The organism is Nodularia sp. LEGE 04288 (genome assembly GCF_963896525.1).
In the GTDB taxonomy this organism is placed as follows: Bacteria; Cyanobacteriota; Cyanobacteriia; order Cyanobacteriales; family Nostocaceae; genus Nodularia.
In genome coordinates, this window is the sequence record NZ_CAWQOY010000128.1 from 1 (window position 1) to 26257 (window position 26257).

General features: G+C 40.3%; 28 protein-coding genes. 10 read left to right on the forward strand and 18 right to left on the reverse strand.

The window, feature by feature from the left end; translation table 11 throughout:
• The first annotated feature begins 332 nt into the window (after window positions 1-332).
• The 5 genes from AACX33_RS17305 to AACX33_RS17325 all read left to right on the forward strand — a co-directional run bounded on the left by AACX33_RS17305 (window position 333) and on the right by AACX33_RS17325 (window position 3760).
• Entirely contained in the window at window positions 333-629 is a 297-nt protein-coding gene (locus tag AACX33_RS17305) for a hypothetical protein (protein WP_194000095.1), read from the forward strand.
• A 334-nt stretch (window positions 630-963) separates the two neighbouring features.
• Entirely contained in the window at window positions 964-1785 is an 822-nt protein-coding gene (gene sppA, locus AACX33_RS17310) for a signal peptide peptidase SppA (protein ID WP_194000097.1), read from the forward strand.
• An 88-nt stretch (window positions 1786-1873) separates the two neighbouring features.
• Window positions 1874-2287: a chorismate mutase gene (gene aroH, locus AACX33_RS17315; protein WP_194000100.1), complete on the forward strand. Its 414-nt coding sequence runs from the start codon at window positions 1874-1876 to the stop codon at window positions 2285-2287.
• A gap of 36 nt (window positions 2288-2323) precedes the next feature.
• Window positions 2324-2608, forward strand: coding sequence for a hypothetical protein (locus AACX33_RS17320; RefSeq protein ID WP_194000103.1), 285 nt, complete (start codon window positions 2324-2326; stop codon window positions 2606-2608).
• A gap of 261 nt (window positions 2609-2869) precedes the next feature.
• The gene (locus tag AACX33_RS17325; RefSeq protein WP_194000105.1) at window positions 2870-3760 is read left to right on the forward strand and encodes a hypothetical protein; all 891 of its coding nucleotides are present in this window, start codon (window positions 2870-2872) and stop codon (window positions 3758-3760) included.
• Between the two features lie 247 nt (window positions 3761-4007).
• Here the strand turns inward: AACX33_RS17325 and crtR are convergent, their stop codons facing one another.
• Window positions 4008-4898: a beta-carotene hydroxylase gene (crtR, locus tag AACX33_RS17330; protein ID WP_194000108.1), complete on the reverse strand. Its 891-nt coding sequence runs from the start codon at window positions 4896-4898 to the stop codon at window positions 4008-4010.
• A 431-nt stretch (window positions 4899-5329) separates the two neighbouring features.
• Between crtR and pyk the strand changes: the two genes are divergently transcribed.
• Window positions 5330-7099, forward strand: coding sequence for a pyruvate kinase (pyk, locus tag AACX33_RS17335; RefSeq protein WP_194000110.1), 1770 nt, complete (start codon window positions 5330-5332; stop codon window positions 7097-7099).
• A 55-nt stretch (window positions 7100-7154) separates the two neighbouring features.
• On the opposite strand, the gene AACX33_RS17340 is transcribed toward pyk, so the two are convergent.
• The 16 genes from AACX33_RS17340 to AACX33_RS17415 form a co-directional block, all read right to left on the reverse strand.
• Window positions 7155-7736: a Uma2 family endonuclease gene (locus AACX33_RS17340; protein WP_194000112.1), complete on the reverse strand. Its 582-nt coding sequence runs from the start codon at window positions 7734-7736 to the stop codon at window positions 7155-7157.
• A gap of 46 nt (window positions 7737-7782) precedes the next feature.
• Window positions 7783-8886: a glycosyltransferase family 4 protein gene (locus AACX33_RS17345; RefSeq protein ID WP_194000114.1), complete on the reverse strand. Its 1104-nt coding sequence runs from the start codon at window positions 8884-8886 to the stop codon at window positions 7783-7785.
• Between the two features lie 10 nt (window positions 8887-8896).
• Window positions 8897-9037 carry a hypothetical protein gene (locus tag AACX33_RS17350; RefSeq protein WP_194000116.1) on the reverse strand — a complete coding sequence of 47 codons (141 nt, stop codon included), beginning with the start codon at window positions 9035-9037 and terminating at the stop codon, window positions 8897-8899.
• A gap of 8 nt (window positions 9038-9045) precedes the next feature.
• A complete protein-coding gene (locus AACX33_RS17355) occupies window positions 9046-10020 on the reverse strand; it encodes a GDP-mannose 4,6-dehydratase (RefSeq protein WP_194000118.1) in 975 nt (324 codons plus the stop codon).
• 15 nt (window positions 10021-10035) lie between these two features.
• Window positions 10036-10446: a type II toxin-antitoxin system VapC family toxin gene (locus AACX33_RS17360; RefSeq protein ID WP_194000120.1), complete on the reverse strand. Its 411-nt coding sequence runs from the start codon at window positions 10444-10446 to the stop codon at window positions 10036-10038.
• Window positions 10446-10673 carry an AbrB/MazE/SpoVT family DNA-binding domain-containing protein gene (locus AACX33_RS17365; protein WP_194000122.1) on the reverse strand — a complete coding sequence of 76 codons (228 nt, stop codon included), beginning with the start codon at window positions 10671-10673 and terminating at the stop codon, window positions 10446-10448. Before AACX33_RS17365 ends, AACX33_RS17360 begins: the two co-directional genes overlap by 1 nt.
• Window positions 10674-11021: 348 nt before the next feature.
• A complete protein-coding gene (locus tag AACX33_RS17370; RefSeq protein ID WP_194000124.1) occupies window positions 11022-11876 on the reverse strand; it encodes a glycosyltransferase in 855 nt (284 codons plus the stop codon).
• Window positions 11873-12949: a glucose-1-phosphate thymidylyltransferase gene (locus AACX33_RS17375; protein ID WP_194000126.1), complete on the reverse strand. Its 1077-nt coding sequence runs from the start codon at window positions 12947-12949 to the stop codon at window positions 11873-11875. The genes AACX33_RS17370 and AACX33_RS17375 overlap by 4 nt, the downstream gene beginning before the upstream one ends.
• A 5-nt stretch (window positions 12950-12954) precedes the next feature.
• Window positions 12955-13839, reverse strand: coding sequence for a dTDP-4-dehydrorhamnose reductase (gene rfbD, locus AACX33_RS17380; protein WP_194000128.1), 885 nt, complete (start codon window positions 13837-13839; stop codon window positions 12955-12957).
• A complete protein-coding gene (rfbC, locus tag AACX33_RS17385; RefSeq protein ID WP_194000130.1) occupies window positions 13832-14377 on the reverse strand; it encodes a dTDP-4-dehydrorhamnose 3,5-epimerase in 546 nt (181 codons plus the stop codon). Before rfbC ends, rfbD begins: the two co-directional genes overlap by 8 nt.
• A gap of 99 nt (window positions 14378-14476) precedes the next feature.
• A complete protein-coding gene (locus tag AACX33_RS17390) occupies window positions 14477-15394 on the reverse strand; it encodes a glycosyltransferase family 2 protein (protein ID WP_194000132.1) in 918 nt (305 codons plus the stop codon).
• 48 nt (window positions 15395-15442) lie between these two features.
• Entirely contained in the window at window positions 15443-17458 is a 2016-nt protein-coding gene (locus AACX33_RS17395) for a glycosyltransferase (protein ID WP_194000134.1), read from the reverse strand.
• Window positions 17459-17538: 80 nt separating this feature from the next.
• Window positions 17539-18735 (reverse strand): class I SAM-dependent methyltransferase, encoded by a 1197-nt coding sequence (locus tag AACX33_RS17400; protein ID WP_194000136.1) that lies wholly within the window; start codon window positions 18733-18735, stop codon window positions 17539-17541.
• A gap of 18 nt (window positions 18736-18753) precedes the next feature.
• Window positions 18754-20103, reverse strand: coding sequence for an ABC transporter ATP-binding protein (locus AACX33_RS17405; protein WP_194000138.1), 1350 nt, complete (start codon window positions 20101-20103; stop codon window positions 18754-18756).
• A 57-nt stretch (window positions 20104-20160) separates the two neighbouring features.
• Window positions 20161-21006 (reverse strand): ABC transporter permease, encoded by an 846-nt coding sequence (locus AACX33_RS17410; protein WP_194000140.1) that lies wholly within the window; start codon window positions 21004-21006, stop codon window positions 20161-20163.
• A 242-nt stretch (window positions 21007-21248) separates the two neighbouring features.
• The gene (locus tag AACX33_RS17415; protein ID WP_194000142.1) at window positions 21249-21902 is read right to left on the reverse strand and encodes a Uma2 family endonuclease; all 654 of its coding nucleotides are present in this window, start codon (window positions 21900-21902) and stop codon (window positions 21249-21251) included.
• A gap of 158 nt (window positions 21903-22060) precedes the next feature.
• Between AACX33_RS17415 and petP the strand changes: the two genes are divergently transcribed.
• The 4 genes from petP (at window position 22061) to AACX33_RS17435 (ending at window position 25114) form a co-directional block, all read left to right on the forward strand.
• On the forward strand, window positions 22061-22252 hold the full coding sequence (gene petP, locus AACX33_RS17420) for a cytochrome b6f subunit PetP (protein ID WP_194000144.1): 192 nt from the start codon (window positions 22061-22063) through the stop codon (window positions 22250-22252).
• A gap of 88 nt (window positions 22253-22340) precedes the next feature.
• Entirely contained in the window at window positions 22341-23441 is a 1101-nt protein-coding gene (locus AACX33_RS17425) for a Get3/ArsA fold putative tail anchor-mediating ATPase NosAFP (RefSeq protein WP_194000146.1), read from the forward strand.
• 214 nt (window positions 23442-23655) lie between these two features.
• Window positions 23656-24696 carry a chlorophyll synthase ChlG gene (chlG, locus tag AACX33_RS17430; RefSeq protein ID WP_194000148.1) on the forward strand — a complete coding sequence of 347 codons (1041 nt, stop codon included), beginning with the start codon at window positions 23656-23658 and terminating at the stop codon, window positions 24694-24696.
• Window positions 24697-24826: 130 nt separating this feature from the next.
• A complete protein-coding gene (locus tag AACX33_RS17435; protein ID WP_194000150.1) occupies window positions 24827-25114 on the forward strand; it encodes a hypothetical protein in 288 nt (95 codons plus the stop codon).
• Window positions 25115-25257: 143 nt separating this feature from the next.
• Here AACX33_RS17435 and AACX33_RS17440 read toward each other — a convergent pair whose 3' ends face one another.
• Window positions 25258-26214 (reverse strand): MDR/zinc-dependent alcohol dehydrogenase-like family protein, encoded by a 957-nt coding sequence (locus AACX33_RS17440; protein ID WP_194000152.1) that lies wholly within the window; start codon window positions 26212-26214, stop codon window positions 25258-25260.
• Window positions 26215-26257: the final 43 nt, after the last annotated feature.

Consider the following 26257-nt stretch of genomic DNA (forward strand, 5'->3'; position numbering starts at 1 on the left):
CTGCCTCTTCCCCCCTGCCTCTTCCCCCACTCCCTACTCCGCAAAACATTAACTTAATTTAAAGCTCATCTCAGAAACTAAAGTTGCGTAAGTCTTGTTTATATTACATTATTACGAAATATTATGGGCTTAAAGCTGTGTTTTGCCAGGGTTTCAGCAGATTTTAGCCTTTTTAAGGTTCAAATTATTTGATTGAACAGGGGGCTGTCTCTTTTAATGGAAACTTAAGATTTTTGACATATTGTCTGATGAAGAGCGATCGCACCTATTCTGGAAGATGACATCTAGCTTTTTTTCGCGATTATTCACTTTATCAACGGAGCTTGCTGTAAATGTCTATTTTCACCAACTTTCTCCGCTCCCTGCTCCTGACTATGTTCTTTAGCTTTATTGCTCCCATGTCCTTAGTCGGTGGCGTATTATTCCTTTTGCCCCTCATCGGTTACTTTCCCGCTTTACAAGGAGCAACTGAGGCCAGCGCCACTCGGATCATGCATTTTCTCTTCATCTTTGGCAGTGGTCATCCCCTTCATGGACTTGTCATCATTAGTTTGACTTGTAGTTTCGTCGGGGCGCTATTTGATACTTATGCTTATTATCGGTATCAAATCTTACGCATCGACTCCTAATGGTGAGAAGACGACTAATCAATATTCTGCCAATCTTTAACCTAGATAGGTACTAGTATTACTGGATTTATCTAATTGACTTGTTTTAATAAATATTAATTAAATAATCAATAGTTACTCAATAGTTAAAAACTACTATGCAATTGTTGTCAATAGTCTAGTCTTAATGAAGATTGTAACTTTATATTTCCATAAAAATACATAGAGAATCTAAAAATTTTATTAAGATTTTCGATAGGATCATGGCTGCTGGTTTTTTTGCACAGAGCGAAGTGCGACGTTTAAGCGCTGGGCAATTTATATTGAGTGTATTACAGAGGTTTTTTAACTGCTCATGGTCTGGCCCTTCAAGTCCAAGTTTCGCAAACAAATTGCCCGGATTGAAATTACTGGTGCGATCGCGGGTTCTACTCGCAAGCGCGTATTAGAAGCCCTAAAAACCGTAGAAGAGAGAAAGTTTCCCGCTTTACTCCTACGCATCGATAGTCCTGGAGGTACAGTTGGAGATTCGCAAGAAATCTACAGCGCCCTCAAGAGGTTACGCAAAAAAATCAAAATCGTTGCCAGCTTTGGCAATATTTCGGCTTCTGGCGGTGTCTATATTGGCATGGGAGCCGAACACATCATGGCTAACCCTGGTACAATCACCGGGAGTATTGGCGTGATTTTGCGAGGGAATAACTTGGAACGCTTGCTGGAAAAAATCGGTGTTTCCTTCAAAGTTATCAAGTCTGGCCCTTACAAAGACATTTTGGCATTTGACCGCCAACTGACTTTACCAGAAGAAACCATCCTGCAAGAGTTGATTGATATCAGTTATCAGCAGTTTGTCTACACCATCGCCGAGGCGCGTTCTTTGGAAGTAGAAACTGTGAAAACTTTCGCTGATGGTCGAATTTTTACCGGAGAACAAGCTTTAGAATTAGGCGTTGTAGACCGCCTGGGAACCGAAGAAGATGCACGTTGCTGGACAGCAGAAATGGTGGGTCTTGATCCTGACAAAGCACCCTGTTATACCCTAGAAGAACGAAAACCTTTATTGAGTCGCGTTCTACCCGGAAGCCGTCAGGTTTCATCAGGACTAGGGGCGGGAATTAATTGGCTGGAATTTGAAATGTCTACTAGTGGTCTGCCACTGTGGTTATATCGACCATAAAAAATTAACACTCATTGGTCAATAGTCTTTGATTAATGACCAATGACTCATGACTCATAACTGATGATTAATTAAGGAGGATTTTGGCGTGGAGTGGAAAATGCGGGCGATTCGTGGAGCAACAACCGTTTCCGAAAATACCATTGAAGCGATTGGAGAAGCGGTAACGGAACTTATAGATGAACTAGAACAACGAAATCAAATCCAGCCAGAGGAGATGATTAGTGTGACTTTCTCAGTGACGCGTGATTTGGATGCGGTTTTTCCGGCGGCGATCGCGCGATCGCGTTCTGGATGGGATAATGTGGCTATGTTGGATGTACAGCAAATGCACGTCGAAGGTAGCTTACAGCGTTGCATCCGGTTTCTCATTCACGCTCACCTCCCAGCTTCTACACCAATTAATCATATTTATTTGCGCCAAGCTGCTAAATTACGTCCAGATTGGAGTTTATCCCAGCCGTTACAACCATCACAGCACGTAGCTAAGTCAAAAGTTTAAAATACGGCTGTAAATTATAGTAAAAATTAGCACGAAATGAGCTATTACAGTGGTGATGCGGCTCAACATACTGCCATTGGTGGGAGAATGTTTACTGAGAGGGGAACTGGTGTTTGCGTAAAGCTAGAGGATTTTTTGAGCATTCTCTCCAAGATGGAGCAGCCACTAGTAATTATCACGAGTGAAGGCTATTTCACCAAAATCTATAAATATGTGACAGCATACAAAGGTTTTGTGTTTTTTGCCGAATCTTTAGACAAATTAGAATTTCGTAGCAATATTGAAGTGATTTACGCTCAAAATCTCTGCACTGATATTTGAGCCGATACGTTTTCAAAGTATTGGGCGAATAAAATAGCCCCTCCGCATACCGCAGGCTGTACGCTAATACACAAAGTAAGTCGGCCTGTGCGGACTCATAAAAATTAAACATTTCCAACCCGCGCAGGCGGGTTTTGTCTGTGTAGCTGCGACTTCTAGTCGCCAGGATTAGTATGAATTGACACTTTACAAACATTCTCTGAGCTAAAAAGGCAAAAGTATGACGATACTTAATTATAAAGGGCAAAAATTCGAGGAAATATGGCAGTTATTAATTTCATTGATGATCTAAAAGAAATTACCGTACAAAAATTATCCCAATTGGGATATCCCGAAATACCAGGAGAGGATTTGGAAACTCTTTTGCTCCGATACCTCAACGTGAGACGGAGAATACCACCAGTTATCTCTTGGACTATCAAAAAATCTCAAGAGTTAATCAACAAGCCTCTATCCGAAGAAATTAGGAATGGGTTGCAACAATTTATTATAAAGGCAGAATCTGGACAAAATTTAAAACCTCATATAAGCACCAAGATAAACGATCCAGACTACAAAGACCTAATGTTTTATGACTGGGAAATCTTCCACTTCCACCTGGGTACTGAACCTCATCCAACGCAACCCGAATTTGTAGACCGCACCAAAGAACTTTTATTTGCCATTGCTGATATACATTCAAGAATAATGTATTTAATAGATATTCATCCACACAAAGGAGGTTGGACCAATCAGGATTTACTAAGAATCATCGAAGAAAACTGGGAGGAGCTGCTAGTTCGAGATACCGTAAGGGGCATTAATGAACTAGACCACAACCCCTCTGATAACGATATTGACAGCTTTCGGAAAGCTGGATTAGTTACTCTGGTTCAGACACCTGGTGATCGTGTCCTTTCGCCTATGGGTTCAGGAATGACAACAGATGGAACCAGTTTTCAAAACATAATGGAGGCGGATTCTATCAGAAGAAGTGTTCGTGAAATTGAGGATTGGTTTATTCAACAAAGGGAAAAATGGACAATTCACTTCCAAAATAAATATGGCAAGGATTGGAATGATTTACAATTCAAATTAAAATCATTTGAAGAACCAGTAGAAATAGAAGAGTTAACCACAGGCGAATTCCTTGTCTACAGCAGTCTGAATTGAAAGGTGAGAAAATAAAGTGGGATTACCTCTGATATTTTTTGAGATGTTTAAGAGGTTGTTTGAAAAGTCTAATTTATGACTAACTTGGCGAATAGAAGTCGCGGCTACACAGACGAAACCCGCGCAGGCGGGTTAATTTTTCATTAGTCCACGCAGGTGGACTTTACTTGTGTAGTAGCGAATTATATTCGCCCAAAACTTTTCAAACAACCTCTAAGATTTCCCTCTAATTCTTAAGTGGTAAAGATTATTCGTGATGACGATGAAATCTAATTCCTACAAAGATGTCATACACAAATTCAAAAAAGTCTTTTTTCTGCAATAACCCCGATGTCTGAGGACTACCCTTTTCATCCAATAACGGCTTCATCGCGTAATAAGCAGGTTGGTAGTTATACCAAGGAATTGAAGGCCATAAATGATGGATGAGGTGGTAATTCTGTCCTAAGATCAGGATATTTAGCAGTTTACCAGGATAGACGCGGGCATTTTTCCAGCGATCGCGTTCTGCAAACGGACGATGTGGTAAATAATCAAAAAATAATCCTAGTGCTATCCCCACCAAAAACGCCGGGATAAACCAAAAATTCAGAATGTAGCCTAAAAAGTGATATTGAATCGAGATATAAAAAATTGTCACCACAATTAAGCGGCTGACGAACCATTCTAATAGTTCATACTTGCGCCACAGTCGCCGTTGAAAGAAAAACACCTCATGGTATAAAAAACGCACTGCAATCAACCACAACGGCCCCCCTGTAGAGACGTAATGATCTGGGTCGTTTTTGGGGTCATTGACATGGGAGTGATGCTGTAAATGCACCCGTGTAAATACTGGATAAGCAAAAGCTAATATCAAAGCGCTACCATGCCCTAACATGGCATTAATCACGCGGTTGCGATGGGCAGATTGATGACAAGCATCGTGAATCACCGTGCCAGCACAATGTAAAGCCAGGGTGTTAATGGTAAAACACAACCAGTCTGGCCATTGCCATAGCCAGTAACCAAAGTTAGACAACACCAGCATTGTTACCGTGGATAAAAACAGTAACAGTGTGGGATTAAAATCACCAGGAGGCGCTAAAAATTCCTTGGGCGGGATTTTCAGTGACTTCTGTGCCTCCAATGTGAGCATTTGTAACTCCTTCTTTGATCAAACACTAAGAATATACGATAAAGATGAGCTGATCATAAACTTTTGTAAGTTGTTATTTAGCAATATTTAACTTTATCTTTGCTGAAGAGTAGATGAATAGCGCTATGATTCCAGACGAGAGATAAGTTTTTGCTGATCAGTAGGATGTGCGAGGCAAGCATCAAAAAGTTGATGGAAAAATCTCTACTCAGCAGGATGTGACCAAGTTTGGTGTACGATATCTACTCTATCTCACAACTCTTGGGAAATGTTAACCAGGGGAAAATAAATAATTACGGCTCAAAGTGACTCTCACACCCCCATTCATCCTCTGCCTTTGTTGGTTATGGATATAGCAGTGACTGAAAACGAAACGCCCCTTAACTTACTATGAATCTCTAGATAGAGATAGCCCCCTAGAATCAGCCCCTATGCAATTAAGAGACTCTCTACGCCGGACAAAAATTGTAGCTACAATTGGGCCTGCCACTAGCAGCCCAGAAATGCTGAAGGCGATTATTGAAGCGGGTGCAACGACACTGCGGCTCAATTTCTCCCACGGTACTCATGCCGACCATCAGCGTAGTATTCGCTTAATTCGGCAAACTGCCTTTGAATTAAATCAGCCAGTGGCAATTCTCCAAGACTTACAAGGTCCAAAAATTCGCTTAGGTAAGTTTGAAAATGGGTCGATAATTTTAGCAAAAGGCGATCGCTTCACCTTGACAAATCGCCCAGTTATCGGTTCACAAGAAATTAGCTGTGTTACTTACGATCATTTGGCAGAAGAAGTACCTGTAGGTGCAAAAATCCTCCTTGATGATGGACGAGTAGAAATGCTCGTAGAAGAAATTAATCGTGACAAAGGCGATTTACACTGTTCTGTCACAGTGCCTGGTAAGTTGTCTAACAACAAAGGTGTCAACTTTCCTGGTGTTTACCTGTCAATCAAGGCCATGACCGACAAAGACCGAGAGGATCTCGTGTTTGGTCTGGATCAAGGTGTAGACTGGGTAGCACTTTCCTTTGTCCGCAACCCCCAGGACATGATCGAAATTAAAGAGTTAATTTCTAGCGCCGGCAAGCAAGTACCAGTAATTGCCAAAATTGAAAAACATGAAGCCATTGAACAAATGGAAGAAGTTCTGGCTTTATGTGATGGCGTGATGGTTGCTAGAGGTGACTTAGGTGTAGAACTCCCGGCTGAGGATGTCCCTGTGTTGCAAAAGCGGCTAATTGCTGCCGCCAATCGCTTAGGGATTCCCATCATCACTGCTACCCAAATGTTAGACAGCATGGTGAGCAACCCCCGTCCCACTCGTGCGGAAGTGTCAGACGTAGCTAATGCCATTTTAGATGGCACTGATGCCGTGATGCTGTCTAATGAAACTGCTGTGGGTGACTTTCCCGTGGAAGCAGTGGCAACAATGGCACGTATTGCTGAACGCATGGAGCAGGAAGAAGTACTGCATCGAGTCGTCCGTCCAAAGCGCGATGACAGGCGTTCGATTCCTAATGCCATTAGTCAAGCAGTGGGACAAATTGCTGAACAGCTGGGAGCAGCGGCAATTATGACCCTGACGCAAACAGGAGCTACAGCCCGGAATGTCTCGAAATTCCGTCCCCATACACCGATTTTGGCGGTGACACCCCATGTAAATGTGGCCCGACAGCTACAAATGGTCTGGGGAGTCAAACCATTGTTGGTTCTGGGGCTACCTTCCACAGGACAGACATTTCAAGCGGCTATCAATGTGGCGCAAGAGCGTAATTACCTATCTGAAGGTGATTTGGTGGTGATGACTGCTGGTACACTCCAAGGAGTTTCCGGCTCAACGGATTTGGTGAAGGTGGAAGTGGTCACAGCCGTGCTGGGTCAGGGTATTGGTTTGGGACAAGGTTCTGTCAGTGGTCGTGCTAGGGTAGTTCTCACTGGCATGGAAGTGAGTAATTTTAATCCTGGAGATATTTTGGTTGCACCCCGCACCGATGCCGATTTTGTAGAAGCGATTCGGAAAGCTGCCGGGATTATTACAGAAGATGATAGTCTAACCAGTCATGCCGCAGTCATTGCTTTACGTCTGGGTGTACCAGTGATTGTGGGTGTCAAGGGCGCAACCTCAGTGATTCGTGATGGAGCAATTCTGACTTTGGATCTGCAACGGGGTTTGGTTTACTCTGGGGCGGTGGGAACTCCTTAATTCGTAATTCGTAGTTCGTAGTTCGTAATTCGTAATTAAGAATTGCTGGAACCATCTACTCTGATTCAAATTTAACTCTCTCGTAAATCTGGCGATGGGGAATTTGGCAATTTGCGGCAGCTAAAGTTAAAACTCCGTCTTCATTGTCAGATTCTCTTAATAGCCAGTTACCTTCTGGAGTTTTGCTAAACTGCTCAATATGAATTTGATATTGGTCAATTAATATATATTCTTGGAGTTCTGGGATGGAACGGTAATAAGTAAATTTATCGCCTCTGTCTCTACTACTGGTAGATTTAGAAAGTACCTCAAAAATTATGCTAGGATTCACCACTGTATCAGTGCGTCCTTCTTGAAAGATAGCTTCATCTTCGATGATCAGAATATCAGGATATGTGTATTCTTGGTAATGAGGAATCCATAGGCGCAAGTCACTCAGAAATACTTCATAAGACTTTTCTTGCAAACCCAATTCTAAAAGTCTGCTAAGATTGCGGATAATTCTGTTGTGATTAATAGAGCCTCCAGCCATTGGTATAATTTCTCCATTACGGTATTCGCTGCGGTACTCAGCAGTCTCTTCCTGTGCTAGGTATTCTTCTATAGAAGATTGCCGGGGGGGAGTTTGCACAACCATAGGATTTATTGGTAAGGTTTTGGGAAAGATAACTTTAGCCTAGCATTCATAAATAACGTGATAAAACTTCGGCGGTAGCCAGTCCGGTTTTTTCCCAACTGAATTGATTTGCTCTATTTATACCTTGGGTGGAGAGGTGCGATCGCACTTCCATATCTTCAGCTATAATCCGCATGGCATCGGTAATTTCTGCTGTGTTGTCAGGATTAATCAAAATCGCCGCATCACCCGCAACTTCTGGGAGTGAGGACAGGTTAGAAGTAATTACCGGAGTCCCACAAGCCATTGCTTCCAGAACCGGGAAACCGAAGCCTTCCCACAGACTGGGAAACACTAAGGCGATCGCACCATGAATAATTTTTGGTAATTCGCTATAAGATACATAGTTGAGAAACTTTACCTGATCAGTTATTCCCAGTTCTGCAACCTGCCTTTGTAAAACTGGAGTGTAACGCCCATCGATGGGGCCTGCTAACCATAATTCATATTCGCCCCTATTGCGTAGCGCCGCAAAAGCAGCTATCAGTCGATGTAAATTTTTATAAGGGTCATGTCGTCCCAGGTAAAGAAAATAACGCTGACTTTCTGCCGATGTTTCTCTAATTGGGCGAAAATGTTGGCGATGATAAGCCAAAGGAATGGGCGTAATTTTACTGGCCGGAACTTGGTAAAAATCGATGATATCCTGGGCTGTGGCTTGGGAATTGCAGATGATATGTTGCGCTTGTTTGAGGACTTGGGGAATGTAATAACGATGGTAAGGTGTTAACGGCGAGAAGCGTTTGGGAAAGCGCAACGGTATTAAGTCATGACACATAACCACAAAACGACAATTACTATTCAGGGGCGCTTCTGGTAACGGGGAAAATAACAGCCGAGATTTGAGGTTGTGATAGATTTGCGGGACTTGAAACTGTGTCCATAATAAGCGGCGCAAATGTCCCTTTGTACCTTGCTCCGGAGTCAGATTATTTGGGACTGGATAGGATTTAAATTTCGAGTAATTTTGTGCTGTTAATAAAGTGGGTTCAAGACATTTTAAATAAGGGAAAATATTTTGAGCATAGTTACTGATACCTGTGGGTTTTGGTAAGAGAATTGATAAGTTTATAATTAATTGCTTAGAGCCAGAATTATCAGATATATTCATTAAATAAGCTTTAATGTTGCTTTTGCCATTCTTGATCAGGAAAGTAATTTTGCTCTTTGACTAGCTTTATTGATTGAATTTTAGCCATATAAAACCCATCCCGCTTGGGTGTAATTTTACAGAGGATGGCATCAACTACAACCTTTAACATGAAAATCTTTAAGCTATGCTGTCGCTCAATTTTTTGAGGTCATAATCAACCATTAACTCAACCATTTGCTCAAAAGTATGTTGAGGTTGCCAACCTAGTTGAGTTTTAATTTTATCAATAGAACCAACTAACTGCACTGGTTCATCAGGACGGTAAAATGCGGAGTCAACTGAAACATAATCTGGCCAATTTAGACCAACACAATTAAAAGCACACTCAACAAGTTCTCTGACCGAGTGAGTTTCACCACTGGCAATAATATAATCGTCGGGTTGCTCTTGTTGTAACATCAGCCACATAGCATAAACAGCATCTTTGGCATAGCACCAATCACGACGAGCATCTAAATTACCTAATTTTAATTCATTTGCCAAACCGAGTTTGATTTGGGCTGCTGCGTGGGTAATTTTCCGAAATACAAATTCTGTGCCGCGTCGGGGGGATTCGTGAGTGTAGGTAATACCACAGCAGGCGTAGAGGTTATATTTTTGCCGATAGTTAATAGTCATCCAGTGGGCGTAAGCTTTAGCAACACCATAGGGGTTACGGGGACGAAAAGCGGTGCGTTCGGTTTGGGGTGATTCGTCGGGTTGACCAAAAACCTCACTACTAGAGGCTTGGTAGAATCTTGCATCCGGTTTGCAGCGACGAATTGATTCTAAGAGACGGGAAACACCGAGGGCTGTGTATTCCGCCGTGAGGGCGGGTTGAGTCCAAGACAGGGGGACGTAGCTTTGAGAGGCGAGATTATAGATTTCATCAGGTTGTGAGTCTGTAATTACGTCCATTAAGGAAGATTGATCGAGGAGGTCACCAGATACAATGTGAACGTCGCCGGAAAGGTGGCTAATACGTTCCAAGTTGCTGGTGCTAGAACGGCGAACTAGTCCGAATACTTCGTAACCTTTTGTTAAGAGGATTTCGGCGAGATAGGAACCGTCTTGTCCGGTGAGTCCGGTAATTAGGGCTTTTTTAGTTGTCATCTGAATATTCAATGATTAATATTCTGGAGCTATGAGTTCTAATGTGGGAAAGTAAGTGCGGTATCGATTAACGTCTCTAGTCAAAAGCATCATATCCGCGATCGCAGCATGAGCGCCAATATAAAAGTCTGGTAAAGGCGAGCGTTTAGTTCCACCTTTTTGGCGATATTGCATAAAGCACTTTCCCGCCAAAAAAGCAGCTTCCCAAGGTAAGTCTAAACGATGAAAAAAATTTAGCGGTAAAATTGCTTCTAGTTCTTCTATCTTTTGAAATCCCATTGAAATTTCAGCATAAATAATGGGGTTAATATTAAGTTGGGTATTTTCGGCATATTCAATTAATTTTTCAGATGACCAATCAAACCAATTTGCATCTTCCGTGACAATATCAAGAATAATGTTACTGTCAACCAGTATTTCTTTCATTAATCTTGTCTAGTTAGTGCCATTACCTCATCTGTAGTCATTTTTACTGTTGCTTTACCTCGTATCCTTTCTACTAAACTTTTAGCCGTAGTAAATTTAACTTGAGCTTTTTTTAAATAAACTGCGTCTCCAATGACTTCAAACTCGACTTCTGTGTTGGGTATGAGTCCTAATTTTTCACGTATTTCTACGGGAATGGTTACTTGTCCTTTAGATGTGATTTTCATATTTTTGCTGTCAAATAAGAAAAGTCTTACATTTAGTATTACATGATTTCAGCACTTAAAAGGTCATTACTAACTAACAAGTTTTAGGTTGTTCATACTGAAACAGCAGAATATTTATACCAATTTTATGTGAGGCTGCACATAATCCTGAAATTCCTTGATTAATCCATCTTTATCTGCGTCCATCTGTGTCCATCTGCGTTCAATTATTCTTGATATTTTATTCCATGCAGCTTCATATTAATTTAGTATTAGTGTAAATATTTAGTACAGCACGGCGTAAATAGGACAACCATAAGAAATCAATCAAAAGCCTATAAACTCGATTTTGACTTCCGCGTAGCGGTGCTAGCGCCTCTTACTCATACTTCGCTTCAAATACATTAACACTCCCGCCATTTTCCCTAATGAAACTTGAGGTTTGATCGCAATCAAAGCAAGTGCGTACACAATCAGCCTAATTAATCTGACTATTTGTATCGCCAGATTTGTATATTTTTCTAATGTTATTAGATAGCTGTATGTACTATGTTTAATTTTAAGAAACACATTTCTATTAGTAATAGATGATGGTTGATGAATTACACTAAAATTATTAGTGATGGCAATTAAATGTCCTTGATGAGCGTAGCGTTGACAAAAATCAAAATCTTCATAGTAGAGAAAGTAAACCGGGTCAAATAAAGGCGGTTCCGCAAATTTCCGTAAATTAATCATTAAACTACAACCTGAAACCCAGTCACAAGTGGCATAGGGTTTATCTGTGTGTGTTAACAAGTCTTGATGAATAATTGCCCCAATTCTCGGAAAAAAGCGACCCCCTGCAAACCAAACTTCACCTCCAGGTGTATAAATAATCGTACCAAGAATTGATAACTCTGAATGAGAATCAAAAAATCTGTTAACTTCTGCTAAAGCATTTTTTGGTAAATAGGCATCTGGATTAATTATCCAAATAATTGCTTGCTTATCTTGATTAAAAATATATTCAATACCTAAATTGCAAGCATTACCAAAGCCTATATTACCATCAGCATGAATAATCTGCACAGATTGACTTTGAAACTGGTTAATAGCAGTCTCTTCCGGAGAATTATTGATGATTAAAACTTTGTAAGCAGTATTTTGGTCAGATGGGAATGAATGAATTAATTTAGTTAGCAGATTCGTAGAATAATAGTTAACTGTTAAAAAGTAAATCATGTCAGTTCAATTTGACAATCATCACCAATCAAAAACCGTAAGGCTTTAGGACGACGAGGTGCAATAGTCAATTGTGCGCGTTGTCCAATGACACTATCAATAATCCGCTGATTAATTCCCACAATTTTAGCCCCTTCTAAAATGACGCTGTGTTCTAAATCGGTATCAATCAGCTTTGTCTGATTTGCAATGCTACTGTAAGGGCCAATGAAGCAGTTTTCTAAATAACAATCGTTACCAATCACCACTGGCCCGCGAATTGTACAATTGATAATTTGGGAATTAGTCCCAATTTGGACTCGTCCAATAATCTGACTCTGGGGATCGACTATGCCTAAATTGGATGTTTGCAAATAAGTATCGAGAATCAAACGGTTAGCTTCTAGTAAATCATCTTTTTTCCCAGTATCTAGCCACCAACCATCTAACTTGCAAGCGACAACGTGTTTTTTGTGGTCTATTAAACATTGAATAGCATCGGTAATTTCTAACTCGCCTCTCTTTGAGGGTTGGATACGATTAATGGCATCATGAATAATGGGAGAAAAGAAATAAACCCCGACCAAGGCTAAGTTTGATGGGGGAATTTTGGGTTTTTCAATTAATTCTAAGACTCTCCCTGTTTCGTCTACCTTAGCCACACCAAAAGCGCTAGGATTGACAACTTCACGCAGCAGAATTAAAGCATCTGGTTGTTGTTGAATAAATTCTTGTAAAAAGTAACTTAAGTCACCTTGTTGAATGAGGTTGTCACCCAAGTACATGACAAAGGGCGAATCTGCTAAAAAGGAACGGGCGATCGCCACAGCATGAGCTAATCCGGCTGGCTGGTCTTGTAGAATATAGGTGATGTTAGCACCAAAAACTTTGCCATCTCCGGTTTTCTTTTGGACTTCTGATCCCGTTTCTGGGCTAATAATAATCCCAATATCGGTAATTCCAGCTGCAACCATCTCTTCAATCCCATACCACAAAATTGGTTTATTGGCAACTGGGACTAGTTGTTTTGCGCCTGTATAGGTGAGTGGACGTAGACGTGTACCTTTACCACCAGATAGAATCAGTGCTTTCATATTTATTAAGATTTGGAGAGCCAGTCTTTGAGCATTAGTCTCAATCTTTGTCGCCAATGGGGGGGATAAGTTCCTAGAAGTTGTGATATTTTCCCACAAGCTAGGACAGGATAAGCCGGACGACGGGCTAAGGTGGGATATTCGGCGGTGGTGATGGGGATAACTTTGGGTGGTGTGAGGGGAAAACCAAGTTGTTGGGCTTCTTCAAAAATCGCTACGGCAAAGTCGTACCAGCTAATTACGCCACTATTGGTATAGTGATAGGTGCCAGCTATTTCTGGTGTTAATTGGGGTATAATCTGAGCGATCGCATCAGCGATATCTTGCGCCCATGTAGGACTACCAATTTGATCTGTCACTACACCAATTTCTGAGCGTTCTTTACCCAGTCGCAGCATGGTTTTGACAAAGTTCCCTTTACCACAGCAGCCGTAAACCCAAGCTGTACGCAGAATGAGATGATGGGGATGAGTTTGCTCAATTGCTATTTCTCCGGCTCGTTTGGTTTGACCGTAAACACCTAAAGGATTGGTTGGATCAGTTTCTTGGTATGGGTGAGTATGCTGTCCATCAAATACGTAATCTGTGGAAAAGTGAATCAGAAAAGACCCCAGTTTTTGGCTTTCTGCGGCGATAATTTGGGGGGCTGTCGCATTGATGGCGGTAGCTAGTTCGGGTTCGGTTTCGGCTTTGTCTACAGCAGTGTAAGCGGCGGCGTTAATGATGATTTGTGGTTGGATTTCTCTGATGATTTGACGCAGGCTATCGGGTTGGCTGAGGTCTATTTGGGGGCGTGCAAGTGAGATGATTTTGTGATGGGGGGAAAGAAGTTTTTCGAGTTCTTGCCCTACTTGACCGTTGCTACCCAGTAGTAAGATTGATTCATTCATATAGTTCCGCAGTTCTAAATGCTTGACCGTTGCTATCTTTAGCTGATAATATCGGGAGTTGTTTGATAGGCCAATCTATAGCTAAATCTGGATCATTCCAGAGAATTGTGCGATCGCCTTCAGGAGCATAATAATCTGTCGTTTTATAAATAACTTCCGCAGTTTCTGACAGCACAAGAAAACCGTGCGCCAAGCCTGGTGGTATCCACAATTGGCGTTTATTCTCAGCGCTGAGTTCATAACCTACCCATTTTCCGCAGGTGGGAGAGCTTTTTCTAATATCTACAGCTACGTCAAAGATTATACCAACCACAGCACGGACGAGTTTACCTTGGGGTTGGATGATTTGGTAGTGCAGTCCCCGAAGGACATTTTGCTGGGAAGCTGAGTGGTTGTCTTGGACGAAGTTGACGCTAATATCTAGTTTATCTGTAAATTTTTGGTGATTGTAGGATTCCCAGAACAAACCGCGTGAGTCAGCGAATACTTGCGGTTCGATCAGGTAAACGTCAGAAATTTCAGTAGTTATAAGTTTCACGGGTGTTGATTCTACTAATATTGGCAAGAATAATTTAGCACGTCATATCTGCCCACCGGTTAACTTCCGTAAAGCGGCTGAAATACTTAACATTTCTACTTACCAAGTTTTACCCAGTTTCCCCATAAAACCTTCTATAGTTCCACTCATACAAGCCCAAGCTTTTAACAAAGTGAAGTCTGGTTCATAAGAATATATATGCGTTAAATGATGCCTTAAAATATTTAATCTATGGATTACAGATTTGGACAACATCAACTTTGTTGATAAACGAGTTTCCAGAAAAGTATGATTTCTACAACTGTAATAGTAGCGAAGCGGTGAGCAAGTGTAAGTAAAAACTTCTTTTTTTGTCTTTGGTGACTTAATGTGTCGATATGTGCCTAAATGATGCTTAAGAATAGTATCCTTGCTCACCACTACTTTATATCCCTTTCTTTTGAAATTTATACAGTACAGGTAATCTACAGCATCTAGGAATAAATCTTCTCTTGGTAATTCCACACTTCTAGCTGCATCTAAAGAAATTAAACTCCCAGATGTAATCAAAGCGTCACATTCATAGTAATCTGTCAGGCTTTCTAATTCTGATGGTAAATCAAATTTATATCCCCCAAATATTAAACCGTGGATTTTGCTCTGAGATTGCACATCAATTGCCAAAGGAGCAACTATTCCAATAGGAAAATCCTTTGTTGACAATAAACTATATTTTAATAATAGCTTTTCTAGCAAATTTTCATCTGGTTCACTATCTTGATCAAAAGCCCAAAGAAAATCAGCGCCTTTTTCTTTAGCCCAAATAACTGCTTGCTTCAATCCTCCTGCAACTCCTATATTTGCAGGACAGTGTTTAACTAATAATCCATCTTCAGAAAATATTATTTGTTGCGGAGAATTGTCAACTACAAAAATTTCTCCTATGGGATATGACTGATTTTTGAGTAATTCTAAACATTTTTTTACTGCTTGTACGTCTTTGTAAGCAGTAATATAGGCTACCACTTGATAATTCATGAATTTAACCCTAACCCTAAATTTGATTAATTTATGCCAACAAAGAAATTAGATTTTAACGCCAATATCTTTGGTTAAACCTAAATTCTTTTTCAATTTAAACCACTGGTTTCTTAATTTCCAAAATTTACTAGACTGGATAGCCTCAATAGTCGCATTAGCCTTGTGTAATTCATCTGATTGAACTGCATTTAACCTCGGTCTGATTTTTCCGTATGTTCCTGAATAAACTTCACTGCGCCAAGAACCAAATAGTCTATCTGACTGAGTGTTTAATTGAGACAATTCTGAAAATTTATTATGAAAATATCTAGACATATTGAGGATATATCTGCCAGTAATATTGATCATTGAAGTTGGATGCAACCTATAGGAACTGAGAATTTCTGGAACTAGCTGACATGAGTAACCATTTTGAGCTAATTTCAGCCAAAGGTCATAATCTTCCCATCCAAACCAACCATATTCAATGAGTTCAGTCGAATATCCTCCTACTTTCAGCAAAATTTCTCTATTAAACATAGCCATAGCATCTATGTATGGATCTTTTACTAAGGAACTAACATCCCACTCTTTAGAGGATACTGTATCAATATCTTGATTAGTTTCATTATCAAACCTTCTAATTTTTCCGTATGTTGCTGCACAATCAGATAGTTTAATTTCTCTATAAAGAACTGGTAAGCAGTTGGGCAATATCCAATTGTCTGCATCTAGGATGAATACATAAGGTGAACGTGCCAGTTTTAATCCTATGTTTCTCACATCAGCTAAACCTGTGTTAAAATATTTCTTGATTAAAGAAATAGGTATTTTAGCCTCTTTTATATATTCTTCTACTATGCTGGCTGAACTATCTGTGGAACAATCATCAATTATTAATACTTCAATATCTCCTGGTAAATCATACAAATTAGATTTACACACACTATCTATACATTTACATATATATTTAGAGTAATTATACAAAGAAATAATTACAGTTATACAAGGATTTTCACTGGATTCATAGGCAGTATTAGATATTGTTTGCCAGGGATTATTGCCCATCTTCTCACAGATGGTTGCACTTTCTAGCCGAGAAATAACTAATAATCTTTTTTCGTCAATTTCATTGATTGATTCATCTGGTAATTGTGCTATTTTCACTGATGAATTTTGGTTTAGTAGTTCCATAGACGCTTCTTTTGTTGTGTTATTTTCGATAGGTTTAAGCATTTGAATTTTACTTGGTTTACTGGCTTCAAGTTCAAAGCCAGCACTAAACTTTTCTTGGCTAGATTGAGGTAAATTTAATAATGAATCCCATAGTAAACCGTTTCGTTGATCAGGATCAGCCCAAATTTTGCTCCAATCTTGAAGGGTTGTTTTTGATAAGTATGTACTGATGCTAGAATTATAATTTTGATTTAATGAGTGGATTAATTCAGAGGATAACCACCCTAATGTCAAAGCAGGATTGAAGTTTTCAGAAACATGGCACTTTTCTATCTTAAATTCGGAGAACCAATTAAGTAACCCATATTTAGTTGCATTATAAAAATGTATTGGTTCTTCATGCAAAGGTTGTAAAAATGCTGTCTGAAGAATTAGTTTTCCCCCGGGTTTTAATACTCGTAAGATTTCTTTTGCTGCTAAAGCTGGATTATATAAATGTTCAAATACATTAAAGCAGACTACGGCATCAAAAATTTCATCCTGAAAGGGAAGATGATGTGCGTCACCCACAACAGCCGTATTTTTCCATATTGAATACTCTAGTTCTATACATTTAGGTATTTTTGATTTTGTTGCACCTGCGCCTATATTCAAGCTATAACCATTTAATTTTTCTAGCCAGTTAAATATTTCCATAGGCAATTGATTACTAATATGGTCTATGGGCATTATTTTAACAGTATTGGTATTTTCTAAGAAAATGGGTACTTTATTCCGTATTGGGTATTGTGCTGAACAATTGCTACACTCTAAATAGTCTGTTTTAATTACTAAGTGATCGTTGTGGCATTTGGAACATTTTAATAAGCTAACTATATCTTGTAAGTTGTTTTGCTTAAATAGCATATTTCAAATCCTCCACATTTATAATTATTTGAATTATTGAATGCTATTTTGAAGTTAGGTTTTACAAATAATATCATTGATTAATGATTAACTCCAGTCCATATTGTTTTGAATTTGAACCAAATTTCTCTAATTTTCCAAAATTTACTACTTTCCATTGCTGTGATTATATGCTGCGATCGCTCAAATTCTGTCAGAGTATTTTGGAGTTGTAATCTCAATGTTTCTACTTCTTCTATAGACGGTTGTAAACCAACTTCTATTTCTGTTTGCATATGTTGCGATCGCCAACGAATTTCCTCTAATTTAGCCTCTGTCTTTTGCAATTGAGATTGCGATCGCTCAAATTCCGCCTCAATCTTTTGCAATTGAGATTGCGATCGTTCAAATTCCGCCTCTATCGTTTGCAATTGAGATTGCGATTGCTCAAATTCAGCCTGTGTTTGATGTAATTGAGATTGCGATCGCTCAAATTCAGCCTGTGTTTTTTGTAGTTGCGATTGTATGAGATCACGTTCGACTAATACCTGGTGATATCTGGTATTCAGTAAACTATGCTCACCCTCTTGAAATAAAGGAAATGCTCGGACTATAAATTGTAGAGTATCAATATCTTGATCTTCTTGGAGGCATTCTATAAGGTCTTTGCTAAAGTCATTTTCATTAAGTTTTGGGACTAAATCAGAATCAGAAAATACTGGTAATTTTGTACGGCCTATTTGATCAAGAAAATATCCAGATGTTTTTAACAATTTTTCAGTTGTTTCACGAGTAAAAAACCGCAAATGTGTATCATCTAATATTCCTAACTTCCTATAGTCAAATTTGCCTTCAAGTAATGCTAAACGAATTGCTCCGTGAGCGATATTGGGAATAGACGCTACTACAAAGCCATGCTCTTTTAAAATACTTTTGGTTTCTTCTAAAACTTTCCACGGGTTGCGGAGATGTTCCAGAATATCGCCAAATATCGCCACATCAAACTTCTGATTAGCTAAAATTTCTGTAATAGATACAAAATCAAGATCGGCTACTATGACGTTTTGACAGTATTTTTCAGCTACTTTTGCTGCATCTGGATTGATTTCTATTCCTGTGACTATACAACCTTTTTGTTGAAGTAAATTTGCGAAGTAACCTGTTGCACAGCCAAAGTCAACTACTCTTTTACCTGAGCCAATAAAGTCCAGCATTTTTTTGAGACTGCTATTCTCATCTAGAGCTTCTTCTGTCAGCCCTTCAGGGGATGGATAATCTTTTGACCAATCTTTATGCATAATTAATTTTTAGATAATTTAATTTGCTATAGCTATTATTTGCAACAGATTTCTTTTAAGTTCAACCATCATTGGCTGGTCGATTAAAGCATGAATACGCTTTCCTGTGTGTGGAGGTAAAACCTGAAAAACTATTGCATTATCAATCCAATCAAAAGTGACAGCTTCATAGTTTTCGGCTCCAGCAACCGTTACACTGTAAGAGTTTGGTCTTAAAGGTATTTTGAATTTAAAGCTAATTTCTAATTTTTCTTCAGTCTCTAAGTTATCAATTTTAATATTTTCTTCCAAGGTATTACTTCCGATCAATTCGTTGCCGTTTTTGTCGCATACGAAAAACCCAATGATACAACTCTTAATAGCAACATAAGCTCTGACTTGAATAACTAAAGTAACTTCTTCATTAAATTCAAAAATAGGGCTTTCTCCAGCGTCTTCTCCTAACTGGTTCAATAATCTGATTTTTTCAATCCGAGCCTTACCACTTCCCCGGCGTTTGAGTTTTCCCGAAGATTCCTTAACTGATAGGATGTCAACACCGAGTGATTCTAATGATTGATTGTTGACAAGATTAATGTCATCTGTTGGCTGGGGAAATTGATTATCTAACTCTTTCGGCGCTAAATTCAATTCTAAATCAGTAACCAGTCTCAAATATTCAATTATGACTGCATTGGGCAAACCTGAAGTGTGTATTTGCCCATCATGAATCATGACTGCTGAATTACACAAATTTTTGATAGCTCCGGAATCGTGAGAGACAAATAAAGTTGTGACTCCAGAATCCATTAAATCTCGCATCCGCCGCATACATCTATGTTGAAACACAACATCACCGACAGCCAGTGCTTCATCAACAATGAGAATTTCTGGATTGACGTTCACAGCTACAGCAAAGGCTAAACGAACAAACATACCGCTTGAGTATGTTTTTACTGGTTGATTGATAAAGTCTCCGATATCTGCAAATCCAGCAATTTCATCAAATTTGTCGGCAATTTCTTGTTGACTTAACCCTAATAAGCGCCCATTAAAAAATACATTTTGCCGTCCTGTAAACTCTGGGTTAAAACCACTTCCCAGTTCTAACAATGCAGAGACTCGACCCTTGACTTTTACTTCACCCGTTGTGGGTGTTAAGGTTCCCGCGATAATTTGCAATAGTGTACTTTTACCACAGCCATTGCGCCCAATAATGCCTACTGTTTCTCCTTTAGGAATTACTAAATCAATATCTCTCAGCGCCCAAAATTGTTCAGAAATACTTTTACCAGGTAATAAAATCTCTTTTAAGCGATCTACTGGATGAGCATATCGCTGAAAGCACTTTGATACATTTTTGAGAGAAACTGCAATTTCTTCTCCCATATTTTCCATACCTCAATATTTTAAAATCATCAGCAAAAGCAAAATTTTACCACATATTTACAGTACATCTGCGAAAGCCGGACGCAACCGTTTATAAACTGCAAATCCAAAACAAAATATCATCAATGCGATCGCACTGGAAACGCCCCATTCACCCCAATGCTTCACCTCCCCAACTAAAATTAAATCACGATAAACTTCTGAAATAGCAGTCAACGGATTTAACCAAAATACCCAATTGCGCCACGCTTCGGGAATTGCTGAAGCAGGATAAATAATCGGTGTTAAATACATCCAAATATTTAAAACTACTCCCAGTGTCTGGGGAACATCACGCAAAAAAATCGTTAATCCCGCAGCCAAATAACCCAAACCTGCCGTTAACAACAACTGCGTTAACCAGACTAAGGGTAACAGCGCCAAGGTAGGATGTAAAGTATGAGCTTGTACTGCCACAAATAAGATCAACGCCATTAAACCAAAAGAACTTTCAATGAACGTTGATAAAATTGGCACCAAGGGTAACAAAGCCAGGGGAAATACTACCTTTTTGACCAAATTTGGCTGACCTACCACTGAACCAGCCGACTGCATTAATCCACTTGAAAAAGCAATCCAGGGAAGCAAACCAGCAAATAACCACAATCCAAAAGTGAAGTTATTTTCTGGCAAATTTGTGAGAGTTAGCTTCACTTTTAGCACAATGGAAAACACATATGTGTAAATCACTAATTGCGAAAGCTGATTTACCAAAGGCCAGAAATTGCCCAAAACAGAACCCTTGTATCGCGCCTCTAAATCCCGCCGCACTAAAGTTCTCAGTAAATCGAACTTAGCCCACAACGGCTGATTTATTGGCAGTATCCACCTCAGTTTTTCAGCCTTACGTACAGCGCTCCGCATTATTCGCACCAATTCCTGTTTCCTCGCTCACTACTCACACCTAATTATCATCAATGAATGCGACTATTCTCTGAAAATTTCTTCAAGTTTTTTTGGTATAAATCATAGCTAAAACAGAGAATAATCTTTCCTAGTTATCTGCTTTGTTACAGAATTAATCAACTATACACAAATATATGTTGACTATAAAAGTAGCTTTGATGAAGATTATTTGGCCTCTAAATTTCCGGACAATTTCTGGCTTAATTTAAACTATCTGGGTCAACACCTAATGAACGCAAATGTTCTGCTAATCTTTCCGCACGTTGTCGTTCTTGTTCTGCTAATTCTGCCAGTTCGGTGGGGATGAGTAATTTCGCCCCCGTATCTAAGCGATAAAATCGTAAGAGTTCTTCTTCTACTTCTAGCCGCAATCCTAAAGGCTGAGATAGACTATCAGTAATGGGTTGATAGATTTCATCTTGTAAACGATAGCCCTGTAATTTGGCGTTAACCCATTCTCCTTTGGGGTCAAATAACCAGTATTCTAAAATACCTAATTGTTCATACAATAGTTTCTTTTGCTCTTGATCCTGCTTTTGAGTGCCTTTACTGGTCATCTCAAATACCACTTGCGGAACTTGACCTTCTTCCCAAACTTTATAGTTATCTCTACCCCCAGGCTGCACATCAAAAATTACCATGACATCTGGTGCAACTCTTAATTTGGGAAAACCCTGAGCATAGTAGAGAAATTGATTTGCTAGTACCGTTGCCTGTCTGCCTGCTAAGTACTGTTTCAGGACTTCCAATGTAGTTAAAATGGCATACAGATGTAAATATGTTTCCGCCACAGGCTCTCCATCAGCACTAGGATATTCAGTGTTTGTATTGACTGAATTTATGGCGCTAGTCATAGTTGTTACCTAATCAAGCAAACTATTTTGGTTAACTCCTCAAGTCGGCAAATGTGACGCTCATTGTTGCCTCTGTCTGCCATTATCCCCGAAATCTATCACCGAAGCGACACCGATTCGGCTAAACTGAGACTTGGTTTATTGCATTGTGACTAGGCATGGAAATCGGACAAAAGGTTAAAGTTTTTCGTCTGCGCGATCGCGTATCTGCTTCTATTGCGAAAAAACTCGGACAAATAGGCATTATCCAAGGCTACAAAGTCACGGATGGCCGTGGAATTGGTGTAGTGGTACTATTTGACGACAATTCTTCCACTTGGTTTTTTGAAGATGAAATCAAACTTGTGTAATAGATAGAACTCAACGCGGAAGCTAAGAGTATTTGCCTAGTGCTAAGTTGGAGTGGAAAAGATTGGCGGTGAATATAGGAATCAAGTCATGTCCCTGATATTGACATTTTTGGGCAAAGGCGGTGTAGAGCGGACAAAAATTGCGATCGCCGCCGCCAAGTTATTGGCAAGCCAAGGCAAGCGTGTACTTCTAGCAGGGTTGGCAGAACCAGTTTTACCCATTTTACTGGATCAGACCCTGACTGCTGACCCCCAGGAAATTGCTCCCAATTTACAAGTGGTGCAATTTCAATCATCTGTGTTGCTAGAACGCAGCTGGGAAGGAGTGAAAAAACTGGAGGCGCAATACCTCCGCACGCCCATCTTCAAAGATGTTTATGGTCAAGAACTGGTAGTATTACCGGGAATGGACAGCGCCCTGGCCTTGAATGCGATCCGCGAATATGATGCCAGTGGCAACTATGACGCGATTATCTATGATGGCACAGGTGATTCCTTCACCCTGCGAATGTTGGGGATGCCAGAATCTCTGAGTTGGTATGTACGGCGATTTCAGCAATTAGTTGTCAACTCTGATTTAGGAAAGACTATTGCGGAATCGCCGTTAATTCAGCCGCTAATTAGCAGCTTTTTGAATGTCAACTCGAAATCAGATAACTTTTCTCTACCCATCAACCAAATAAATAGTTTTTTAGATAAAGGAATAGCCGCCCTTGCAGATCCTCATCGGTTTGCTGCCTTTTTAGTTAGTAAAGCAGACCCCCTAGAAGTGGCAAGTTCCCGTTATTTGTGGGGTAGCGCGCAACAAATCGGTTTAACCGTTGGGGGGGTGATTTTGGTATCACCTGAGCCAAACGTTAACCTTTCCGCAGAATTTACACCTCTGAGCGTCAGCGTTGTTCCCGATACTCCCACAGGCGAATGGCAACCTTTGATAGATGCTCTCCCCAACTTTGCAGAACAAGCACTACAGGCTCCCAAACCCATAGAAATTGACATCCACAATCGTCAAGTCCGCTTATTCTTGCCAGGATTTGATAAAAAGCAAGTCAAACTTACCCAGTATGGGCCAGAAGTCACCGTAGAAGCAGGAGACCATCGGCGTAATCTCTTCCTACCTCCGGCACTAACTGGCAGACAGGTGGCTGGAGCCAAATTTCAGAATAATTATTTGATAATTTCTTTTTAAGTACTAGGTTTTGGGGATTGGGGAAAGAAGCCGGGGGGCAGGGGACAGGGTGCAGGGGACAAGTTTTTGGGCTATTGCCACAATCTTTTTCTCTCATCTCCTCCTATTCCCCACTCCCTATTCCCCACTCCCTATTCCCCCGGTTACTGAGCGACTTGTACTGAGCGAAGTCGAAGTAAGTCGAAGTAACTCCCTACTCCCTACTCATAGTCTTATGTCAGAATCAACTCCAATTAACCCTAATTCCCAGCCAGCAGAGGCTATAGAGTCAGTTTCACCCCAAGAGGAAATTACAGCCGTTGCCGATCGCAGCTCCAAGGCTCGGCAGTTATTAGGCATGAAAGGCGCAGCAGCAGGGGAAAAATCTATCTGGAAAATCCGCCTGCAACTGATGAAACCTATCACCTGGATTCCGCTGATTTGGGGTGTAGTCTGTGGTGCGGCTTCTTCGGGTAACTATACTTGGACACTAGAAAATGTCTTGATGTCGGCAGCTTGTATGTTGCTTTCAGGGCCTTTACTCGCAGGTTATACGCAAACTTTAAATGAATACTATGACCGTGAAATTGATGCGGTCAATGAACCCTACCGCCCAATTCCCTCTGGTGCAATTCCCTTACCTCAAGTAATTACACAAATTTGGGTATTGTTAATTTCGGGAAATGTTCTGGCTGTTCTATTAGATGTTTGGGCAGGTAATGAATATCCGACAATCACAACTATAGCTATACTGGGTTCCTTTATTGCTTACATTTATTCTGCACCACCATTAAAGCTGAAACAAAACGGTTGGTTAGGCGGTTATGCCCTTGGTGCTAGCTATATGGCTTTTCCTTGGTGTACTGGTCATGCGCTGTTTGGCGAACTCAATTGGAAAATTGTTGTTATCACCGTGGTTTATAGCTTGGCTGGTTTGGGTATTGCCATTGTGAATGATTTTAAGAGTGTGGAAGGCGATCGCCAGTTTGGATTAAAATCATTACCTGTGATGTTTGGTGTCACAAGAGCCGCTTGGGTTTGTGCAGTGATGATTGATGTCTTCCAAGCTGTGATTGCAGTTTATCTGATCACCATTCATGAAAACTTATATGCAGCAATTTTGCTGTTGTTAATCATCCCGCAAATGACCTTCCAGGATATGTATTTTCTGCGTGACCCCCTGAAAAATGATGTGAAATATCAAGCCAGCGCTCAACCGTTCCTAGTATTGGGAATGCTTGTAGCTGGTATAGCGCTGGGTCATGCTGGCGTTTAAGTAGATGGTCATTGGTGATTGGGAATAAACTTCTCCCCTGCACCAAATTTATACCTCTGTAGTCAGAAGAAAGGAATCAGGAGTTAGGAGTTAATATACTTCTAACTCTTAATTTTTATCAGGACTTACCGTGTTAAGATTGATAGATTTTGTCATTCGGGGGATTCAACCATTATTAGTCCCTATTTGCTTTATTGCTGCTTGGACTGTGATTATTCTCTTGGTTTGGAGTCTTTGGGTAGCAGCTCGAGATAGTGTCAGCACAGCCAAACAAATGCATCAAATTCCCTGTGCTAAGTGCCAATTTTTTACCGACAATTACCGCTTGAAATGCACTGTACACCCATCCACTGCTAGTACAGAAGAAGCTATTAATTGTTGCGACTATCAACCAAAGACCAATCCTATGCTCTATTAGTCATGATTGGACAAGAGAACAAAGAAAATGACCAATGACCAAAGAATTTTGGATTTGCGATCTTCGTAGCGTATGCAGCGCAGCGAGTATTTTAGATTGTAGTCTAATCCAAAATCTAAAATCTAAAATCTAAAATTGATTGACTAATGACTAATTTCTAATAAGACTTTTAAAACACCTCGATGCTGCGCTTGTTCAAAGGCAAAAATTGCATCATCCAAGGGGTAGCAGCCATGAATCAGGGGTTGTACGTCTATCTTTCCTGTTGCTAGTAGCTGGAGTGCCTCCGGAAAGGGGCCGCAACGAGAGCCAATCAGAGTAATTTCGTCTACTACCAAAGAAGAAGCATCTAAGCTGAGATTGCCTGCATAGGTGCTTTTCAGAACTAAAGTACCACGAGGACGTAAGGCGCGACGAGCGATCGCAAATCCTTCAGGATTACCCGTACACTCTACTGATATATCAAAGGCTCGATCTATAACCGCATCGGCTAAACCAGTTTTTATTCCTCTGGCTTCTAAGTTAGCGAGTTTGTCTCGATGTCGTCCGACTACCAACAAATTGCACCCAGTTAAAGCTAAGGTCTGGGCTACCAATTGTCCTAATTTACCATCTCCCACCACTAGGACTCGGTGATCAACACCCACTGCTACCTGCTGCTGAATTTCTAAAGCTGCTGCGACAGGTTCGGTAAAAGTGGCAATATCTGTTGGTACATTGTCAGGTACTGGATGTAGATTCTGCACGGGCAAACACAGATAATCAGCAAAGGCTCCGTGACGGTTAACAATGCCTAAAACAGTGCGGTTCTCGCAGTGCGTGGGTTGTCCACTCAGGCAAAAACGGCAATGACCACAAACAGCGTTGATTTCTCCGACTACGCGCCGATTCAGAAGGTGTTCTGGCCCTTGTTCGACGATACCAACGAACTCATGACCCAAAATGCCAGTGTAAGGATAGTAACCCCTTTTAAGTTCTAGGTCAGTGTTACAGATACCTGCACGTAATACCCGCACTAAGGCTTCTCCCGGTGGCGCATCAGGAACGGGAATATCTGTGCGTAGTTGCAATTGTTGATTTTCCAGCCAGAGTCCTTTCATTACCATTTTTTTATGACATCAGTGTATCAGTGTAAGGGCAGAT

Bases quoted from the DNA above. Each gene is read 5' to 3' on its own strand.
- crtR (WP_194000108.1), bottom strand. From the start codon at position 4,898: ATGCTCACATTGGAGGCACAGAAGTCACTGAAAATCCCGCCCAAGGAA.
- AACX33_RS17355 (WP_194000118.1), bottom strand. From the start codon at position 10,020: ATGACAACTAAAAAAGCCCTAATTACCGGACTCACCGGACAAGACGGT.
- rfbD (WP_194000128.1), bottom strand. From the start codon at position 13,839: ATGAATGAATCAATCTTACTACTGGGTAGCAACGGTCAAGTAGGGCAA.
- AACX33_RS17425 (WP_194000146.1), top strand. From the start codon at position 22,341: ATGTCCCTGATATTGACATTTTTGGGCAAAGGCGGTGTAGAGCGGACA.
- AACX33_RS17350 (WP_194000116.1), bottom strand. From the start codon at position 9,037: ATGTTAAAGGTTGTAGTTGATGCCATCCTCTGTAAAATTACACCCAAG.
- chlG (WP_194000148.1), top strand. From the start codon at position 23,656: ATGTCAGAATCAACTCCAATTAACCCTAATTCCCAGCCAGCAGAGGCT.
- pyk (WP_194000110.1), top strand. From the start codon at position 5,330: ATGCAATTAAGAGACTCTCTACGCCGGACAAAAATTGTAGCTACAATT.
- petP (WP_194000144.1), top strand. From the start codon at position 22,061: ATGGAAATCGGACAAAAGGTTAAAGTTTTTCGTCTGCGCGATCGCGTA.
- AACX33_RS17375 (WP_194000126.1), bottom strand. From the start codon at position 12,949: ATGAAAGCACTGATTCTATCTGGTGGTAAAGGTACACGTCTACGTCCA.
- AACX33_RS17405 (WP_194000138.1), bottom strand. From the start codon at position 20,103: ATGGGAGAAGAAATTGCAGTTTCTCTCAAAAATGTATCAAAGTGCTTT.
- AACX33_RS17365 (WP_194000122.1), bottom strand. From the start codon at position 10,673: ATGAAAATCACATCTAAAGGACAAGTAACCATTCCCGTAGAAATACGT.
- AACX33_RS17390 (WP_194000132.1), bottom strand. From the start codon at position 15,394: ATGAATTATCAAGTGGTAGCCTATATTACTGCTTACAAAGACGTACAA.
- AACX33_RS17440 (WP_194000152.1), bottom strand. From the start codon at position 26,214: ATGAAAGGACTCTGGCTGGAAAATCAACAATTGCAACTACGCACAGAT.
- AACX33_RS17360 (WP_194000120.1), bottom strand. From the start codon at position 10,446: ATGAAAGAAATACTGGTTGACAGTAACATTATTCTTGATATTGTCACG.
- AACX33_RS17345 (WP_194000114.1), bottom strand. From the start codon at position 8,886: ATGAATATATCTGATAATTCTGGCTCTAAGCAATTAATTATAAACTTA.
- AACX33_RS17320 (WP_194000103.1), top strand. From the start codon at position 2,324: ATGAGCTATTACAGTGGTGATGCGGCTCAACATACTGCCATTGGTGGG.
- AACX33_RS17400 (WP_194000136.1), bottom strand. From the start codon at position 18,735: ATGCATAAAGATTGGTCAAAAGATTATCCATCCCCTGAAGGGCTGACA.
- AACX33_RS17370 (WP_194000124.1), bottom strand. From the start codon at position 11,876: ATGATTTACTTTTTAACAGTTAACTATTATTCTACGAATCTGCTAACT.
- AACX33_RS17340 (WP_194000112.1), bottom strand. From the start codon at position 7,736: ATGGTTGTGCAAACTCCCCCCCGGCAATCTTCTATAGAAGAATACCTA.
- AACX33_RS17325 (WP_194000105.1), top strand. From the start codon at position 2,870: ATGGCAGTTATTAATTTCATTGATGATCTAAAAGAAATTACCGTACAA.
- AACX33_RS17305 (WP_194000095.1), top strand. From the start codon at position 333: ATGTCTATTTTCACCAACTTTCTCCGCTCCCTGCTCCTGACTATGTTC.
- AACX33_RS17395 (WP_194000134.1), bottom strand. From the start codon at position 17,458: ATGCTATTTAAGCAAAACAACTTACAAGATATAGTTAGCTTATTAAAA.
- sppA (WP_194000097.1), top strand. From the start codon at position 964: ATGGTCTGGCCCTTCAAGTCCAAGTTTCGCAAACAAATTGCCCGGATT.
- AACX33_RS17410 (WP_194000140.1), bottom strand. From the start codon at position 21,006: ATGCGGAGCGCTGTACGTAAGGCTGAAAAACTGAGGTGGATACTGCCA.
- AACX33_RS17415 (WP_194000142.1), bottom strand. From the start codon at position 21,902: ATGACTAGCGCCATAAATTCAGTCAATACAAACACTGAATATCCTAGT.